This is a genomic window from Tahibacter harae (genome assembly GCF_024437735.1).
Taxonomy (GTDB): Bacteria; Pseudomonadota; Gammaproteobacteria; order Xanthomonadales; family Rhodanobacteraceae; genus Tahibacter; species Tahibacter harae.
Genome location: NZ_JANFQO010000014.1, coordinates 133,690 through 151,291, shown reverse-complemented (window position 1 = coordinate 151,291; position 17,602 = coordinate 133,690). Strand labels below are relative to the sequence as shown.

7 protein-coding genes are annotated in these 17,602 nt (G+C 68.3%); 6 read left to right on the top strand and 1 reads right to left on the bottom strand.

All coding sequences use genetic code 11. The annotated features are described in order from the left end of the window. Positions 1-88 precede the first annotated feature (88 nt). The gene (locus NM961_RS15640) at positions 89-1,399 is read right to left on the bottom strand and encodes a sugar MFS transporter (RefSeq protein ID WP_255915341.1); all 1,311 of its coding nucleotides are present in this window, start codon (positions 1,397-1,399) and stop codon (positions 89-91) included. A 434-nt stretch (positions 1,400-1,833) separates the two neighbouring features. On the opposite strand from NM961_RS15640, the gene NM961_RS15635 reads away from it, so the two are divergent. From NM961_RS15635 to NM961_RS15610, 6 genes are all read left to right on the top strand, one after another. Further along, on the top strand, positions 1,834-2,865 hold the full coding sequence (locus tag NM961_RS15635; protein WP_255915340.1) for a glucokinase: 1,032 nt from the start codon (positions 1,834-1,836) through the stop codon (positions 2,863-2,865). 160 nt (positions 2,866-3,025) lie between these two features. Next, a complete protein-coding gene (locus tag NM961_RS15630) occupies positions 3,026-5,698 on the top strand; it encodes a TonB-dependent receptor (protein ID WP_255915339.1) in 2,673 nt (890 codons plus the stop codon). A 189-nt stretch (positions 5,699-5,887) separates the two neighbouring features. Then, complete coding sequence (locus tag NM961_RS15625) at positions 5,888-8,263, top strand: family 20 glycosylhydrolase (protein ID WP_255915338.1); 2,376 nt, start codon at positions 5,888-5,890, stop codon at positions 8,261-8,263. Between the two features lie 255 nt (positions 8,264-8,518). Continuing rightward, a complete protein-coding gene (locus NM961_RS15620; RefSeq protein WP_255915337.1) occupies positions 8,519-10,615 on the top strand; it encodes a hypothetical protein in 2,097 nt (698 codons plus the stop codon). Positions 10,616-10,780: 165 nt separating this feature from the next. Beyond that, positions 10,781-12,160, top strand: a complete 1,380-nt coding sequence (locus tag NM961_RS15615) for a toll/interleukin-1 receptor domain-containing protein (protein ID WP_255915336.1) — start codon at positions 10,781-10,783, stop codon at positions 12,158-12,160. Positions 12,161-12,169: 9 nt separating this feature from the next. Continuing rightward, positions 12,170-17,422 (top strand): WD40 domain-containing protein, encoded by a 5,253-nt coding sequence (locus NM961_RS15610; RefSeq protein WP_255915335.1) that lies wholly within the window; start codon positions 12,170-12,172, stop codon positions 17,420-17,422. Positions 17,423-17,602 lie beyond the last annotated feature (180 nt).

Below are 17,602 nucleotides of genomic sequence, written 5' to 3'. Positions count from 1 at the left end.
TGTGGCGCCACGGACAGGCGGTGTGCGGCGGGCGCCAAAAAGAAAGGCTCCGCCTCGCGGCGGAGCCTTGGTGCAGCACGCGAGGCGATCAGGCCAGCGCGGCTGTGCTGCGGGCCGGGCCGCGGCCTACGGCATGGCCCTTGAGCGAATAAAACAGGATGTACAGATAGCAGGGCGCCGCGATGGCGAGGAACACCAGCTGGAAGTCGTAGGCATCCTTGTACACCGCGAAGACGCGCGGAATGATCGCGCCGCCGGCGATGCCCATGATGAGCAGGGCAGACCCCTTCTCGGTGAAGCGGCCCAGGCCGGCGATGGCCAGCGGGAAGATCGCCGGCCACATCAGCGCGTTGGCCAGGCCCAGCGCGGCAACGAAGCCGACCGAGACATAACCCTTGGTGAGATAGGCCGCCACGCTGAACACGATGCCCAGCACCGCCGAGATGGCCAGGCCGCGCTCCTGCGACAGGTACTTGGGAATCGTCGCCAGGCCGATCAGATAGCCCAGCAGCATGGCCGCGAGGGTAAAGGCGGTGAAATACGTGGTTTCCTCGCTGGGAATGCCGAAGCTCTTGCCGTAGGTGCCGATCGCATCGGCAGCCAGAACCTCCACGCCGACATAGAGAAAGATGCAGACCACGCCCAGCAGCAGGTGCGGGAACTGCAGCACGCTGCTGCGGCGGTCTTCCGCGCCGCCGCTGCCGGCGGCGTTCGCGACCGAGGACTTCAGCTCCGGCAGCGGCGAGCGCAGTATCCATACCGCCAGGCCGGCCAAGATCAGCGCCATCACCATGTAGGGCCAGTAGATCTGTGCGGCGAACTGGTCCAGCAGCTGGTGCTTGATTTCCGGCGTGGGCGCCGCCGCGACCTTGGCTTCGAGCTGGCCCACGTCCTTCATCACCAGCACGCCCATGACGATGGGGCTGAGTATGCCGGCGACCTTGTTGCAGATGCCCATGATGCTGATGCGCGCGGCGGCGCTCTCGATGGGGCCGAGGATGCTGATATAGGGGTTGGACGCGGTCTGCAGGATGGAAAGGCCGGAGCCGATGACGAATAGCCCGGCCAGGCAGGCGGGATAATTGCGCATTGTCGCAAAAGTGCCGAATACCACGGTGCCGGCGGCCATCACGCCCAGGCCCAGCGCCATGCCTTTCTTCATGCCGGTGCGCTCCAGGATCAGCGAGGAAGGCAGGGCGAGGAAGAAATACGCCATGTAGAAGGCGAAGGTGACCAGGAAGGCCTTCGCGTCGGTATCCAGGTCGAAGGCGAGCTTGACGAAGCCGATCAGCGGGCCGTTGATCCAGGTCACGAATCCAAAAATGAAGAAAAGTACGCCGATGATGACGATGGAGCTGCGGTAGCCGGCGGGACTCGCCGCGGTGGTCGCACTGGTCATGCTGGATTCCCCGTCTGGGTTGGTCGGCTGCGGCGTGTCCTGCGCCGCCGCAGCGGCTGCGAAAGCACCGGACGGCGCGGTCGCAGCAGGCACTGCGCGCCGGGACGCCGGATGAGTAACGTTGTCATATCTTGCCCCGGCCGGCGCCCGTTTGCACCTGTTCCGGATGTTGCGTTGCAGCGTAGCGAAAAGTCCCGTCAGGTTTCCGCCGGCGCACTGCATGAGTACACGGAAACGTTGAAAAATCAACGGAATATGGCGCCGTTCGCAGACCACTTGGAGGCCGCGGCCGAGGTGCCGCCGGGCGCCGGATGCAGTCCGGACAAGCGCCTGCCAATATTCTGTTGACAACGTTGTCACTCTGGTTTCAGACTCGCCCCCGCGCTGACCGGCACAGGCCGGGCCGGCGGCAATCCGGGGCAAGGGAGGAAGGCGTGGCAGCAGCAGCCAGTCAGCGATTTGCCGATGCGACGAATGCGCAGGCTGCGCCGTTCGTGGCCGCCGATGTGGGCGGCACCCATGCGCGGGTCGGCCTGGTGCGTCAGGTCAGCGCCGGCTCTTCCGCGGTCACCGTGGAGCAGTACGACAAGTTCGTCTGTTCCGATTTTCCCAATCTCGGCGTATTGCTGCGCCAGTTCCTGCAGTCCATGGGCGATGTGCGCGTGGACCGCGTCTCCATCGCCTGTGCCGGCGTCGCGGTCGGCGATACCCTCATCAATGCCAATTTGCCCTGGCCGGTGTCGCTGGCGGAAATCCGCAACGAGATCGACGTGGACGACGTCGCCCTGGTCAACGATTTCGAAGCTGTGGCCTGCGCCACGCACTATCTGCGCGCCAGCGAATGCGTGCTGCTGCCCGGCGATGCAGAGGCCGCCGCGCAGGGGCCGACCCTGATCGTCGGCCCGGGCACGGGGTTGGGCGCTGCGGTGCGCATCCCGGGACGGCGCTATCCGACCGTGCTCGCGACCGAGGCCGGCCAGGCCGCGCTGGCGCCGGGCAACGAGCTGGAAATCGAGATCCTGCGCCTGCTCATGCGCCATTCCAGCCATGTCAGCAACGAGGCCGCGCTGTCCGGGCCAGGCTTGGTACAAATCTATAATGCGCTATGTGCCATCCGCGGCGTGCAGCCGGTGCTGCGCGCGCCGGCCTCGATCACCGAGGCGGCGCTGGGTGCGCACGACGCGCTGGCCACGGAAACCCTGAACCTGTTCTGTGCCTGGCTGGGCAGCGTGGTCGGCGACCTCGCACTGAGCTGCGGCGCCCGCGGCGGGGTGCATCTGGCCGGCGGCATCCTGCCGCATATCCGCCAGTTCCTGCTGCATTCGAATTTTGTCGCGCGCTTTCTCGCCAAAGGCGTGATGCGGCCGGTGCTGGAACGCATTCCGGTCAGCCTGATCGACCACGGCCAGCTCGGCGTGATCGGCGCGGCGTGCTGGCTGCTTGATTCACGCTCGGCGGAGGGCTGAGCGGCTGTGACCCGGCGTTCCGCGCGGAGCGCCCCGCTACGGAAGAACGTGTGAAACAGGATGCGTAGAAAAAAGTACTGAACCGAGGCCCGTAAGGCGAGGTTGCGCGCGCAGCCGGCACCAGCGGCAAACAACGAACGGTAGGGAAGGGGAACACCTCATGATCCAGCGTAGAAACCTGCTCGCCCTGAGCATAGTCACCGCACTGAGTTTTTACGGCGTCGCGCAGGCGGAAACCGCGGCCGCGACTGAAGCCGATGCAGCGGCCGCCCAGACCGGCGGCACCCAGGAACTGGAAGAAGTCGTCGTCAAGGGCATACGCCAGAGCCTCAAGGCCTCGCTGGATACCAAGCGCGATGCCGAGGCCGTGGTCGAGTCGATCACCGCCGAGGACATCGGCAAGTTCCCCAACACCAACGTCGCCGAAGCCATGGCGCAGATCCCGGGCGTCACCATCGACCGGCGCTTCGGCCAGGGCGAGCGCGTCAGCATCGACGGCACGGATCCTTCGCTCAACCTGTCGTTCATCGACGGCCATCCGGTGGCCCAGTCGATCTGGCTGTACGGCGAGCAGCCCAACCGCGGCTTCGACTTCACCCTGATCGCGCCGGAAGTGCTCGGCCGCCTGGAAGTGTACAAGTCGCCCGAGGCGCGCCTGCCGGAAGGTTCCATCGGCGGCACCATCCTGATGCACACGCGCAAGCCGCTGGATCTGGAAAAGAACACGCTCACCGGTTCGGTCGGCTACAGCTACAGCGACCAGGCTTCCAAGGGCCGGCCCAATGCCTCGCTGCTCTACAGCGTGAAGAACGATGCGGAGACCTTCGGCCTCGCCGTCGCCGCGCAACGCTACGAGGAACAGGTCGACCGCCAGGGTATCGAAGTGTTCGGCTACGTGCCGGCTTCCACCTTCAACAATGCGACCGGCGCCTCGGCCACCACCATGGTGCCCAATTCGGTCAACGCCGCCTGGTTCCAGCAGACGCGCAAGCGCAACAGCGCCGTCGTGAACCTGCAGATGAAGCCGAACGACAACTTTGAAGCCACTCTGAGCGGCATGTACATCCGCGAGAACTTCAACAACTACAACCAGTCGGTCTACAGCTACACCACCTGGCTGCCGAGCACGGTGGCGGCGGTGGACCGCCTCGGCGACGTGCGCAACGGCGTGGCGCGCAGCGGCCATTCCTCGGCCGACGGCGGCGCGGTGATCTACGACAACCAGGCGCGCGAATCCGAAGTCACCACCAAGGGCCTGGACCTCAACCTGCAGTACCGCGGCGACGGCTGGGATCTGGGCGGCCAGGTCGGCCGCTCCAAGTCGGACAATCCGAACATCACCCAGTGGTTCATCGAACCGGTGTTCTTCGGCGGCTACAGCTGGAACATCGACCGCGGCGTCACCTTCGACGATCCGAATGCCGCGCGCAATCCGGCCAACTGGAAGGACGCCGGCTGGATGGGCAACCGCGGCATCTTCTCCTCCGAAGGCGAAGACACCTACGCCCAGGTCGATTTCAGCAAGAGCTTCGACAGCGTGTTCAACCAGCTGCTCGTGGGCTACCGCCACAACAAGCATGAGGAAGCCTACGGCCTGGCCGTCTACGGCGGCGTGCGCCTGGGTTCGCTGGCCAATGTCGGCACCGTCGGCTACGCCGACACCATGGGCGCGTTCAACGGCTTCTCCTACGACCACGGCCACCACGTCTACGTCGGCCGCGACAACGTAATCAACTGGGTGCGCGGCTCGCCGATCAACTACGGCGCACCGGATCCGGGCTCGACCATCAACAACACCTGGGCGCTGGACCAGACCACCGACGCCTTCTACGCCCAGCTCAACTTCCAGACTGCCGGCAAGCTGCACGGCAACTTCGGCGTGCGCTATGTCGACACCGAAACCAATGCCAGCGGCTACAACCCGGGCGGCGCCGCGCCGGTGCTGCCGGCTCCGCCGAGCTGGTGGCAGACCAAGACCAGCAAGTACGACAAGCCGCTGGCCTCGTTCAACCTGATCTACGATGCCACCGACGACGTGGTGCTGCGCTTCACCGGCGCCGAAGTCATCGCCTGGGCGCCGTACAACCAGATGGTGAACAACACCTTCCTCAATGATTCCACCCTGACCGGCGCCGGCGGCAATGCCGACCTCGGCCCGTACGAATCGAAGAACTTCAACTTCTCGGCCGAGTGGTACTTCGCCGAATCCTCGGTGCTGGCCGCGTCGATCTTCTACAAGGACGTGTCCAACTACATCGACCGCGTTGCGCGCATCGAGCGCCAGTACAACTCGATCCGCGACAACAACCCGGACCAGTGGGGCAGCATGGTCGGCTTCCACGGCTGTACCGCCGACGGCTTCTGCGACTACAGCATCAGCCGTCCGGCCAATGCCGGCAGCGCCACCATCAAGGGCTTCAACCTGAACTACCAGCAGCCCTTCGGCGACACCGGCTTCGGCATCGCGGCCAACTACACCCACGCCCTGGGCCGCACCGAGGAAGGCAACCCGATGCCGTACCAGTCCAAGAACGCGCTGACCATCAGCCCGTACTACGAGAAGGGGCCCTTCAGCGCGCGCATCAACTACAACTTCCGCAGCAAGTACCTCGCCGGCGGCTATGTTGCAGGTGCCGCGCCGGCCAGCGTCGACGACTACACCGAAGTCGGCGCCAGCCTGGGCTGGAACTTCACCGAAAACCTGGGCGTGACCCTGGATGCGTCCAACCTCACCAACGAGACCTACTTCCAGTACCTGGGCACCGAGGACTACCTCGCCGGCAAGTATTCCACCGGCCGCCGCTACATGCTGACCCTGCGGGCCGGCTTCTGACCGGGCGGCGCGGCCGCAACCGCGCCGGAACCGTCCACACGGGGGCGGTTCCGGCAGCGGCCGGCGCAGCCGGTGTTTGTCGCTCTCCAACGTGGTGATGCTTTGGGGCCGGGAGTGGATCTCGGCCCTTTTTTTATCCGCAACAGCGCAGACCGCCTATGATCGGCGGCCGCTGCGCGCGAGGTGATCATGAGCCGAGTCCTGACGAATCTTGTTCTCGCCGCGGCGCTGGCCGCGACACTGGGCGCGTGTTCGCGCGAACCCGCGCCGGCAGCGCCGCCGCAGGCCGCGGCGCCGGCCCCTCCTGCCGGTGCAACCGCATCAGCGCCGGTTGCGCTGGATGCGATCGTGCCGCTGCCGGCCCAGGTCGAGGCGGCACCCGGCAAGGCGCCGGTGAGCGTGGATGCGTCCTCGCCGCTGCAGGCCTGCGGCGGCGCGGCCGAGAACGTCGCGCGCCATTTCGCCGGACTGCTGCAGCGCACGCGCGGCCTGGCCCTGCGCGCGCAATGCCAGGCCGCGGCGCCGGCCAATGGCATCGAGTTTCGCCTTGATGCCCAGCTCGCCGACACCGGCGCCGAGGGCTACCGTCTCGAAGCAGGCGACGGCCGCGTGCTGGTGCGCGCGCGCAGCGAGGCCGGCCTGTTCTACGGCGCCGTGTCGCTGTGGCAGCTGCTCAGCGCCGCACCGCCGGGAGCGGCCGGCGCCATTGCCGCCGGCCGCATCGACGATGCACCGCGCTATTCCTGGCGCGGCCTGATGCTGGATTCCGCGCGTCACTACCAGTCGCCGGAATTCATCCGCAAGCTCATCGACGCGATGGCGCTGCACAAGCTCAACACCTTGCACTGGCATCTGACCGACGACCAGGGCTGGCGCATCGAGATCAAGAAATGGCCGCTGCTGACCGAAGTCGGCGCCTGGCGCGTGCCGGCCGGGCCGGTCGCCGCCGCCGACATCGATCCGGCCACCGGCCAGCCGCGCCGCTACGGCGGCTATTACACCCAGGAGCAGATCCGCGAACTGGTGCAGTACGCCGCCGCGCGGCATGTCACCATCGTTCCCGAGATCGACATGCCCGGCCATATGCAGGCTGCCATCGCGGCCTATCCGCAGCTGGGTACCGGCGAGAAGCCGCCGGTGTCGGCGGAATGGGGCGTGCATACGTATCTTCTGAATGTGGAGGAATCCACCTTCCAGTTCATCGACGATGTGCTGGACGAGGTGGTGGCGCTGTTCCCCGCGCCCTACATCCACATCGGCGGCGACGAGGCGGCCAAGGACCGCTGGATCGCCTCGCCCCAGGTGCAGGCGCGGCGCAAGGCACTGGGCCTGAAAGACGAAGTCGCGCTGCAGGCCTGGTTCGTCGCGCGCCTGGAAAAATCGCTGGAACGCCACGGCCGCAAGCTGATCGGCTGGGACGAGATCCTCGAAGGCGGCGAACTGCCTGCCAGCGCGACCGTGATGTCCTGGCGCGGCACCAAGGGCGCGATCGAGGCCGCCCGCGCCGGCCACGACGTGGTGCTCTCGCCTTCGCCGGACCTGTATATCAACAACCTGCAGAGCGATGCCGCCGACGAACCGCCGGGCCGCTACGACATGGTGGTGACGCTGGAGAAGCTCTACGGCTTCGAGCCCACGCCCGCCGAACTGGATGCGCAGCAGGCGCGCCATGTGCTCGGCGCCCAGGTGAACCTGTGGACCGAGCACATACGCACCGCCGAGCGCATCGAACACGCCGTATTCCCGCGCCTGGCCGCACTGGCCGAGATCGACTGGAGCCCGCGCGAGCGGCGCGACTGGAACAATTTCCTGCAGCGCCTGCCGGCGCTGCTGGAACGCTATCGCCAGCTCGGCATCGGCTACGCCGGCTCGGCCTTCGCCGTACGTGCGACAGTCGCCGCCGCCGGCGATGCAATGACGGTCACCCTGGCCAACCAAGCCCATTTCGGCGATATCCGCTACACCGACGACGGCAGCGAACCGCAGCCGACATCGCCGCAGTACACGGCCCCGCTGTCGCTGCCGCGCGGCAAGGTGCTGCAGGCCGCAGCCTTCGCCGGCACGCAGCGCCTGAGTGCGCCGCTGCGCCTGGAAATCGGCGACGCGCTGCTGCGCACGCGCAACAGCGGCGAACTCAGACCCTGCCGCGAGAACGGCATGGTGCTGCGCCTGGAAGACGACGCGCCGCTCGCAGGCGAACGCAAGTCCTACAGCGTCGACATCTTCGACGCCTGCTGGCTCTGGCCCAAGGCCGACCTGGCCCAGGCCCGGGCCATCGAAATCGACGTCGCCAATCTGCCGTATAACTTCCAGCTGTGGCACGACATCAAGAACGTGAAGCTGCGGCCCGCCGCCACGGCCGAGGGCGAGCTGGAAATCCGCCGCGACGGCTGCGACGGAAAGCCCTGGATCACCCTGCCGCTCAAGCCCGCCGCCGGCAACCACGCCGTCACCACGCTGCGTGCGGAGCTGCCCAAGGACAGCGCCGGCGCGCACGACCTGTGTTTCGTGTTTGCGCGGCCGGATACGCAAACCCTATGGGTGGTGGACGAAGTGCGGATTTGATGCGGCGATCCGGGCGCGTGTAGCGGCCGGATCGTCCTTGCCCGGCTCGCCCGGGTGGCGCGGGCCTGGCCATGCCGGTTCGCGCCCCATGTCCGCTTGAAACGCGGTTGTGGTTCAATCGGCGAACCGGGCGGTCCAGCTACGCCTGGACAAGGGGAATCCGCTGCATTGTCCCGCGCGGCCGCCGCCGCGCGCGGGCTGCCGTGTGCGCAGCGCGTGCGGACACCCGAACCGGCCTTCGTCAGCGGTGAACGCATGGACAAGCAGTTGGCAGCAGTGCAGCAGGATTCCTGTGTCCGTATCGGCCTGGTCGGCACGCGCCGTCTGGGCGAAGCCAGGGAGTGGCTGCAGTCGGCCCTGACCGAGATCTGGCAGCTGACGGCGGAGACGGTCCCGCATCGCCTGCGCCTGGTCTGCGGCATGGCCCACGGCACCGACCGCGCCGCGCTGGACAGCTTCCTCGCCTGGCGCGGCGAGGCGCCGCACGAAGTGCTGGCCATCTATCCTTGCGGTCCGGACGAATTCCGCAATGCCAGCGGCGTCGAGGATCCGGCGCATTTCGACAGACAGCGCGTGCTGCTGCGTGCGGATACGCGTGGCGCGGAGCTGGTGCTGGACGGCCGCCTGCCGCGCGGCGACGGCAGTTGTCCCGTCGAGTGCGAGCAGGAAAGGCGCGTACGCGCATCGGCGCACACCTACCACTCCGAGGTGCTGATCCGGCAGTGTGAATTCCTGATCGCCGTACTGGACCGCAGCGCACCCGGCGCCGTTGGCGGCACGCGCGACGCCCTGCTCAGGGCCGCGGCCCTGCATACCCCGGTGCTAGTGCTGGATCCGGCCTCGCGCCTCTGTTTCCTGTTGCGCAGCGTCGAGGAATTGCGTCCGCAGTATTGCCCCGAGCCGCCGGGTTGGGCCGGCGATTGGCAACGGAAGCTGCGCGGTACCGCGTTCGGGCCGCGGGGCCGGCGCTACGCGGAGACGGCCGAGCCCAGCCTCGAATCGGCCTACGGCGGTCAGCCCGCCGTCGTGCAGCGGAGCTGGCGCGGCTGGGAAGCCTTCGTACAGGTATTCAAGGAGCGTGCGGCAGCGCAGGCGGCCGCAGATGGGGCCGCCGCGGCTGCGCAGCCGCCGCGCGATGCGGGCCACGCCGCAGACCACGAGCCGCCGCCGGGTGCCGCGACGACCTTGGCCCTGTTGACGCGGTCGATCGGTCGGGCGATACGGGGAAAGCCCCGTCCTGTACCGGCCGCGCGAACACCGGAACCGCCGCGGGAAGATGCTGCCCGCACACAGCCGCAGGCATCGGCAAGCGAAGCGCAAGGGCCCGGGCCGGCCGCGCCTTCGACCGCGGCCGGCGCGCCCACGTTGTCAGTCTGGCGCGGCCAGATCGCGGATCGGCAGGCCCAGGTCATGTCGCGCTATCGCGGCGTGTTCCTGGCCAACTACCTGCTGGGCCTGGGCGCGGTGGTGCTGGCGCTCACGGTACTGGTCATACTCACTCTCACCCGGTTGCAGCCCGGCCTGTTCTGGATCGCCGTGCTGATCGGCCTTACCGCGCTCAAGTTCTTCGTGGTGCTGCGGATAGGCTTCAATGTACACAATGCGGAGCACCACGATTTCGGCGGCGTGGCCATAGGCTTGCGCTACATCGCCGAGCGCCTGCGCGTCATGCCGGTCATGCTGGCTGTCGGCTGTGCGCGGCTGGACCTGTTGCACCGCACGCCGCGCCGCAACCGGGCGCACGAGATCGCCGAGGACCTGTGCCGCTGCGTGCCGCTGGCCGAATGCGCCGGTGTGCACGACAGTCATGCAGCCCTGAGCCAGCTGGCGGCGCTGATCGGCGAGCAGCGGGATCATCACCGTGTCAATCACGCGACGATGCGGCTGCTGCACCGGGTGCTGGATCGCGCGGTAAAGCTGGCCGGCAGCAGCGTGATCGCCATTGTCTGCTTGGACCTGGTGCTGCTCGGCGCCAAACTCGGGTTGAAGCTGCATTGGTTCGACCCTTGCCTCTTGGGCCTGGATCCGCAGCGGCTGGGCACTGCGCTGGGCGTGGCTGGCGTTTTCGCGGTCGCGCTGACGGCGCTGCTGCCGGCCGTCATGGCGACGTTTAACGCCATCCTGTTCCAGTCCCAGGCCGAACAGCTGGCCGTGCGTCACGGCGTCATGGCCGAAGCCCTGGCCGGTCTCGCCGCGGAAGCGGAACTGCTGGCAGAACACCTGAAAAGCGAGCGCTTCGAGACTCGCGGCAGCCACGCCGTGCTGGCGCTGGCCGAGAGGACTGCCGGCCTGATGGCAGAGGAGGTGGCGGAATGGGCGACGATGTACCGGCAGGGAGTGAAAGAGACGTAATTTTCCATTCCGGGAATAGCCCTCGCCGGTGCCGCACGGAGTTGCGGCGGGAAGCTGCGCCGTCCGTTCCCCTGGCGCCCTGGCTTGAGCTACGCTCGGTCCTCCGGTGCGCAAGGCGCCGGGTGTGGCGCGCCATCAGCCGGGCAGGGGCTCATCGAAACGACGATGACGGAAGGCTTTGACGACGACGACTGGGAGCGGTTGCTTGACCGCATTGAGAACCGGCATGTGCTGCCGGTGATCGGGCCTGCCCTGGTGACGGTCGAGTGCAATGGTGAACAAGTGCCGTTGTACCGGAGTCTGGCGCCGCTGCTGGAGCGCAAGCTGGGCCTGGAGCCGGCGCCGCCCGGCGTGACGATCATGGATGTCGCGCGCGAATACATCAGCCGCGGCGGCCGCAGCACCACGCTGTACGCAACGCTGAGCACCTTGCTCAAGCAGCCCTATCCGGTCAGCCCGGGCCTGCGCGCCCTGGCCGGGGTCGGCGGCTTCGACCTGTTCATCAGCAGCACCGCCGACAATCTCATGGCCCAGGCCCTCGCCGAGCACAACCGCGGGTTCAACGCCGCCTGCCAGGTGTTTTTCTTTCACCCGAAAGGCAGGGCGGTGGCGCATCCGCATGACAAAAGCGAGAAGGTCAAGCCCAACTGTGACCTGCCGACCGAGTTCGAGGGGCCGGCGCTGTACCAGGTCATGGGGTCGCTGCAGTCCACCGATTTCGCGGTGTGGGAAGAGGACTACATGGAGTTTGTCTGCGGGCTGCTGGAACAGCGCGGCACGCTGGAGCGCCTGTTCCACCGCCTCAAGGCCAGCGACCTGCTGCTGATCGGCGCGCCCTCGGAAGACTGGATCGTACGCTTCTTCCTGCGCGCGGCGCGCGGGCGGCGGCTGTCGGAGGAGGCGCAGGGCTCGCGCTATTACCTGGCCGACCGGCGCCGCGACTTGCCCGAGCCCATGACATTCTTCTTCGAGACCGCCACGCGGCTGACCCGCATCATCGACGGCGATCCGGTGGCATTCGTGCTGGAGCTGGCGCGCCGCTGGCAGCAGCGCACGCGGCCCGTGGCAATCGGCGATCCCCTGGCGCGGGTGGACGAGGAGTGCCCCGACGGTGCGGTGTTCATCAGCTACGCGCGCGAGGACGTCGAAGCTGTGCGTGTGCTGGCCCGGGCCCTGCAGATGGAAGGCGTGAAATTCTGGGTCGATCGCCGCGAGCTGCAGTACGGCGGCAACTACGACCGCGCGCTGGAACATCAGGTCCGGCGTGCCTGCAGCTTCTTCATTTCGGTGATTTCCGAGGTCACGGAGAACCAGCCCGACCGCTATCTGCACAAGGAGCGCCGCTGGGCCGCGAGCCGGCATATGGACGGCTATGTTTTCTATCTCAAGCTGCTGGTCGGCCTGCCAGCCGGCTATGTGGTCCGCGGCGAACCCGCGGAAGTCCACAAAGTGCAGCGCGCACGGCTGGAAGAAGTGGAGGACTTCGCGCGCCGGGTGAAGCGGCTGGTCGAAATCCGCCGCGAAGGCGGCTGGCCGCGTGACTGAGCTGGCCGCATGAGCGACGGCGCCTCCCTGCGGCTGGACCCGCAGCGCCCGTGGCTGGGGCTGCGTTCGTATACGAGTGAAAACCAGAGCTATTTCTACGGCCGCGACGGCGAGGTTCGCGAACTCTACCGGCGCGTCTGCCTGGACCCCATGACCATCCTGTTCGGCCGCTCCGGGCTGGGCAAGACCTCGCTGCTCGGCGCGGGCCTGCTGCCGCGGCTGAAGGTGGAAGGGCGCGAGGCGGTGCTGACCCGCCTGCGCTTCGATGACGCGCCGCCGCTGGTGCAGCAGGTGCGGGAGGCGCTCGGGCAGGCGCTGGGCGTGAAGCTGGAAGAGCGTTCGCTGTGGGAGCTGGCCCACCACGAGGCGACGCGCGGACGGATAGAGCTGACCCGGCCGGTGCTGATCTTCGACCAGTTCGAGGAGATATTCACCCTCGCACAGCGCCGCGACGGGCGCGAGCGGCGCGAGGAAGTGGCCGCCCTCATGGCCGAGTTGGCGGGGATCACGGAAAACCGCCCGCCGCCGGGCGTGGAGCTGCATTCGTCCGAGGACCCGTTCGCGCCCGGCCCCTACGTGTCCGGCGAAAGCGCGCTGCGTATCGTGCTTGCCCTGCGCGAGGACTTCCTGCACGAGCTGGAACGCTGGAAGAAATCGCTGCCTTCGGTGATGCGCAATCGCATGGAGCTGACCGAGCTGGACGGCATCAATGCGCTGCAGGTCGTGCTTGGCCCCGGCTGCAAGGCGGAGGCGCCGGTGGTGAACGCGGCGGTGGCGCACGACATAGTCTGCTACGTCGCCAAGCGCGAGCCGGGCACGGATCTTGGCGATATCGAAGCTGTGCCGCCGCTGCTCAGCCTTCTCTGCGCCGAGTTGAACGAAGCGCGCATTCGCAGCCAGCAGCCGCAGATTTCCGCGGATCAGGTGCGCAACCACAGCGAGGATATCCTGCAGCAGTTCTACCTGCGCAGCTTCGCCGGCATGCCGGCATCCGTGCGCGATGTGGTGGAAAACCTGCTGGTCGATGCGGAAGGGCGGCATCGCGAGGCGTCGTCGCGGAACACGGTGCTGGGACGGATGGATGCGGCCGGTGTGGCGCGGGCGGCGGAATTCCTGGACCGCCTCATCGAGCGGCGGCTGCTGACCTCCGAACTGCGCGACGGCGTGCAGCGCATCGAGCTGACCCACGACCTGCTGGTGCCGCTGGCGGCGCAGTCGCGCGAAGAGGGCCGCCTGCTCGCCGAACAACGCCATCGCGCCGAAGAGGAAGCTGCCCGGGCCGAGCAGGAGCTGTTGCGGGCGCGGACGGCGGAGCTCAAGGCGGCGCAGGCGCGCCGGGCGCAGCTGATCACCTGGGCGATCGTTGTTGCGATGGCCGGGCTGTTTGCCTTTGCGATCCTGTCCGCCTACCAGGCCTGGGTCAACGCGACGAAGGAAAGCGTCGCGCGCAGCAAGGCCCAGGTTGCCGAAGCGAAGGCGGATACGCTGCTGACCCAGGCCGCCCAGCGCGCGTTCGGACGGGCCCAGGAACAACTGCTGGCCGGCAACGGTCCGGGCTGGAATGCCTATCTGACGGAATCTCTGGGTTATGGCGTGCTGCCCGGCGCGGCGCTGGCCGGCACCATGGCCCTGCAGCAAGCGCCGGGTTCCGCACTGCTGGCCAGGCTGCCGCATATCGGCAGCGTGCAGGATGCGGTGTTCAGTCCGGACGGCCGGCGCGTGCTGACGGCCGGCCTGGATGGCTCGGCCAAGGTGTGGGACGTGGATACCGGCGAGCCCACCATGACCTTGAGCCAGGAATACAAGCTGATGCTGGTTCGCTTCAGTCCCGACGGCAACTACGCGGCGACAGCCGGCAGCGATCAACTGGTGCGGTTGTGGAATCTGCAGCAAGGTGTCGCGACGGGATCGGCCCTGTCCCACGACGGCCGCATCAACGCCGTTGAATTCAGTCCCGACGGCAGCCGCCTGATTACGGCGAGCGACGACGGCACGGCGCAGATATGGCTGGCGCGCGACGCCTCGCGCGCCGGCCCGCCGCTGCGTCACGCGGCGGCGGTCAGGCAGGCGCGCTTCAGTCCGGACGGTACCCAGGTGGTCACGGTGGGCGCCGATCGGATCGCGCAGGTCTGGGATGCGCAGTATGCCGCCGCTGCCGGCCCGCCATTGCTGCATGCCGCGGAGGTGGTGGCGGTCGACTTCAGTCCGGACGGCCGCCGCCTGGCGACGGCGGCGGGCGATCAGGTACGGGTCTGGGACATGGCCAGCGGCCGGGCGGTGGGGCCGCCGCTGCATCACGGCGGCATTCTCTCCGCGGTCCGTTTCAGTCCCGACGGGTTGCGTATCGCCAGCGCGGGGCAGGATCACGCGGTGCTGCTTTGGGACGTGACGGGCGCAAGCCGGCTGAGCGAACCCATGATGCACGAGGGGGCCGTCAACGCCCTCGCCTTCAGCGACGACGGTCTGCGTCTGCTCAGCGCCGCGGCCGACGGCACGGCCAGGCTCTGGGATGGCTTTACGGGCGAAGCGCTGGCGCCGCCCCTGCGCCACGCCGGCGCCGTGTACCAGGCGCGCTTCAGCCCGGACGGCACGCGCCTTGTCACCGCCAGCGCCGACGGCGCCGCGCGTATCTGGGACACCCGCCGCGGTGCGGCGGTGAGCCTGCCGCTGCGTCATGCGCAGGGTGTCGCACAGCTGGATTTCAGCAGCGACGGGCGTTATTTCGCGACAGCGACCGAGGGCGGCGACGCGCAGCTGTGGGATGCAAAAAAGTTGGTTGCGGCCGGCCCTGTCCTGCGTCACGGCAGTCCGCTGGCGGTGCTGCGCTTCGATGCCGGCGGAGGGCGTCTTCTGAGCGCGGGCGAGGACGGCTCAATTCGCCTGTGGCAGGTGCCCGGCGGCGAAATGCGGCAGTTGCCGGAGCATCCGGGCGGGATCACGTCCGCCGATTTCAGCGCCGACGGAAAGTGGCTGGCCACCGCCGGGCGCGAGGGCCAGGTGCTGCAATGGGCGCTTTCCGACGGGCTGGTCCGGCGCCGGGCGTGGCAGCAAGACGGTAGCGTCTCCTGGGTGCGCTACTCGCCTTCGGGCGACCAGCTTGCCGTCGCCGGCGGCGACGGTAGCGTGCGCCTCCTGGATGCGGCCAGCGGCGCCGTGCTGGCTGACGCCGGACACGAGAGCGGCGCCGCGCATTGCGTCGAGTTCAGCCCCGACGGTGCCTGGCTGGCCAGCGCCGGCGACGACGGCATGGCGCGGTTGTGGAAAATTGGCGACGACAGGCTTGAAGGCACGCCGCTGCCGCATGGCGCGGCGGTGGACCTTGTGCGCTTCAGCCCCGACGGGACACGCCTGGCCAGCGTCGGCCGTGACGATACGGTGCAACTGTGGGATGCGGCTACGGGCCAGCCGGCCGCGCCTGCGCTGCACCACGAAGACCGCGTGCTTTCTGTGCGTTTCGACAGCGATGGCACCCGCCTGCTGACTACGGCCGGTCGCGCCGCGCGGCTGTGGGACGTGCGCAGCGGCGCCCTGCTGGCCGAGCCGCTGCGGCACGACGACATCGTCACCGCGGCCGGCTTCAGCACCGACGACGCCCGTGTCGCCAGCGCGAGCCGCGACGGCACGGTGCGGATCTGGGACGCGCAGCGCAGCAAGAACACGCCGGTCGGTCCCTTTAACCACGCCGGCACGGTATCCGTGGTGGAGTTCAGCCCCGATGGCGGCCGCTTGGTGACGGCCGGCTGGGACGGCGTCGCGCTGATCTGGGATACGCAAAGCGGCAAGGCCCTGGGAGCGCCGCTGCATCACGCCGACTGGGTGCTGTCCGCCCAGTTCAGTGCCGACGGCAATCGCCTGGTGACGGCGAGCAAGGACGGCACCGCGCGGCTGTGGAATGCGCGTACCGGCGAGCCCGAGGGCCAGCCGCTGCAGCATGCGGACGCCGTCTACTGGGCGGAATTCAGCCCGGACGGCGCCTACGTCGTCACCGCCAGCAAGGACATGTCCGCGCGCATCTGGTCTGCGGCCGACCAGCGCCAGATCGGCAATCCCATGGTGCATGGAGGCTGGGTATACATGGCGCATTTCAGCCCCGACGGCGAGCGTATCGCGACCGCGGGCGACGACGGCGTGGCGCGCATCTGGGACAGCGATTCCGGACGGCCGCGCGTGCCGCCGCTGCGTCATCGCGGCCCGGTCTATTCAGCGCGGTTCAGCCACAACGGGCGTCAGCTCGTCACTGCCAGCGGCGACTTCACCGCACGGATCTGGAACGTGGCCGACGGTGCCGCCCTGGGCGATCCGCTCAGGCATTCCGATGCAGTGGTCAGCGCCGAATTCAGCCCCAACGATGTGCGCGTGCTCACTGCGAGCTGGGACGACACGGCGCAGGTATGGGGCAGCATGACCGGACTGGGGTCGTACAAACTGTTGCACGAAGGCGATGTGGTTGCCGCCCACTTCAGCGCGGATGGCCGGAGCATAGTGACCGCTTCCAAGGATGGCGCAGCGCGCCTCTGGGATGCGGAAGACGGAGCGGCGCTGGGAGCGCCGATGCGGCATGACGGCCCGCTTGCCGCGGCGAGCTTCAGCCCCGACGGACTGCTCCTGGCGACCGGGAGCTGGGACAGGTCCGCACGCCTCTGGGAAAAGGACCAGCGCGACGCCGATAGCACCGCCCGCAGCATCGTCCGCACCTTGCAGGTGCTGGGCGGCCAGAAGGTGGACGAGGACGGCCGCATCAGCGATCGGGTCCACGACCAGGCCCTGCGCTTGCGCCAGGAGGAGCGGAACTCCGTCGGCCAGTCCGTCAACGACCGCATTCTGCGCTGGCACCTGGCGGACCGCGGCAGCCGCAGCATTTCGCCGTTCCTGCCGCTGGAAGTGAAGCGTCTGGTCGACAGCGAAATCGATTGGGCGCTCACGCTGTCGCCCGACGATCCGGCGCAAGCCGCAGCGGGACGCCGGATATTGCGCGAAGCGCATGCGCTGGCGCCGGCGCACCCGTATCTGCTGCTGGCGCTTGCTCGCTTTGAAGCCGCTGCGGAAACCCGGGCGCTGTGGTATCGCCTGAGCCTGCAGCGCCTCGCCGCCGCGCCGCGATACGGCCTGCGCGCCGCCGAGATTTTTCGCGCCGCCGGCGACCGCGCCAACGCGGCGGCGGCCGCCGGAATCGCCCGCAGTACAGGTGACAGCGAGCGCGGCGGTGATTTCGGCCGGCGTCTGGACGATCTGCAAGTGTGGCTGCGGGATGGGGAAAGGTAATCCTGCGCGGAGTCTGACTGACAGGGCGCCGGCATGGGGTGCGCCCCGTGTTCGATGGGCGATCCCGTGCCGTGCGCGGCGCGGCTGCAACGAAACAGGCCTGACCGCGCCGCGGGTGCGGATGGGTCGGCGCCGGTTTCGGAGCGGCCGCGTCCGGCGGACTCGGGCTGATCCGCCCAG

Bases quoted from the DNA above. Each gene is read 5' to 3' on its own strand.
- NM961_RS15640 (WP_255915341.1), bottom strand. From the start codon at position 1,399: ATGACCAGTGCGACCACCGCGGCGAGTCCCGCCGGCTACCGCAGCTCC.
- NM961_RS15615 (WP_255915336.1), top strand. From the start codon at position 10,781: ATGACGGAAGGCTTTGACGACGACGACTGGGAGCGGTTGCTTGACCGC.
- NM961_RS15610 (WP_255915335.1), top strand. From the start codon at position 12,170: ATGAGCGACGGCGCCTCCCTGCGGCTGGACCCGCAGCGCCCGTGGCTG.
- NM961_RS15630 (WP_255915339.1), top strand. From the start codon at position 3,026: ATGATCCAGCGTAGAAACCTGCTCGCCCTGAGCATAGTCACCGCACTG.
- NM961_RS15625 (WP_255915338.1), top strand. From the start codon at position 5,888: ATGAGCCGAGTCCTGACGAATCTTGTTCTCGCCGCGGCGCTGGCCGCG.
- NM961_RS15620 (WP_255915337.1), top strand. From the start codon at position 8,519: ATGGACAAGCAGTTGGCAGCAGTGCAGCAGGATTCCTGTGTCCGTATC.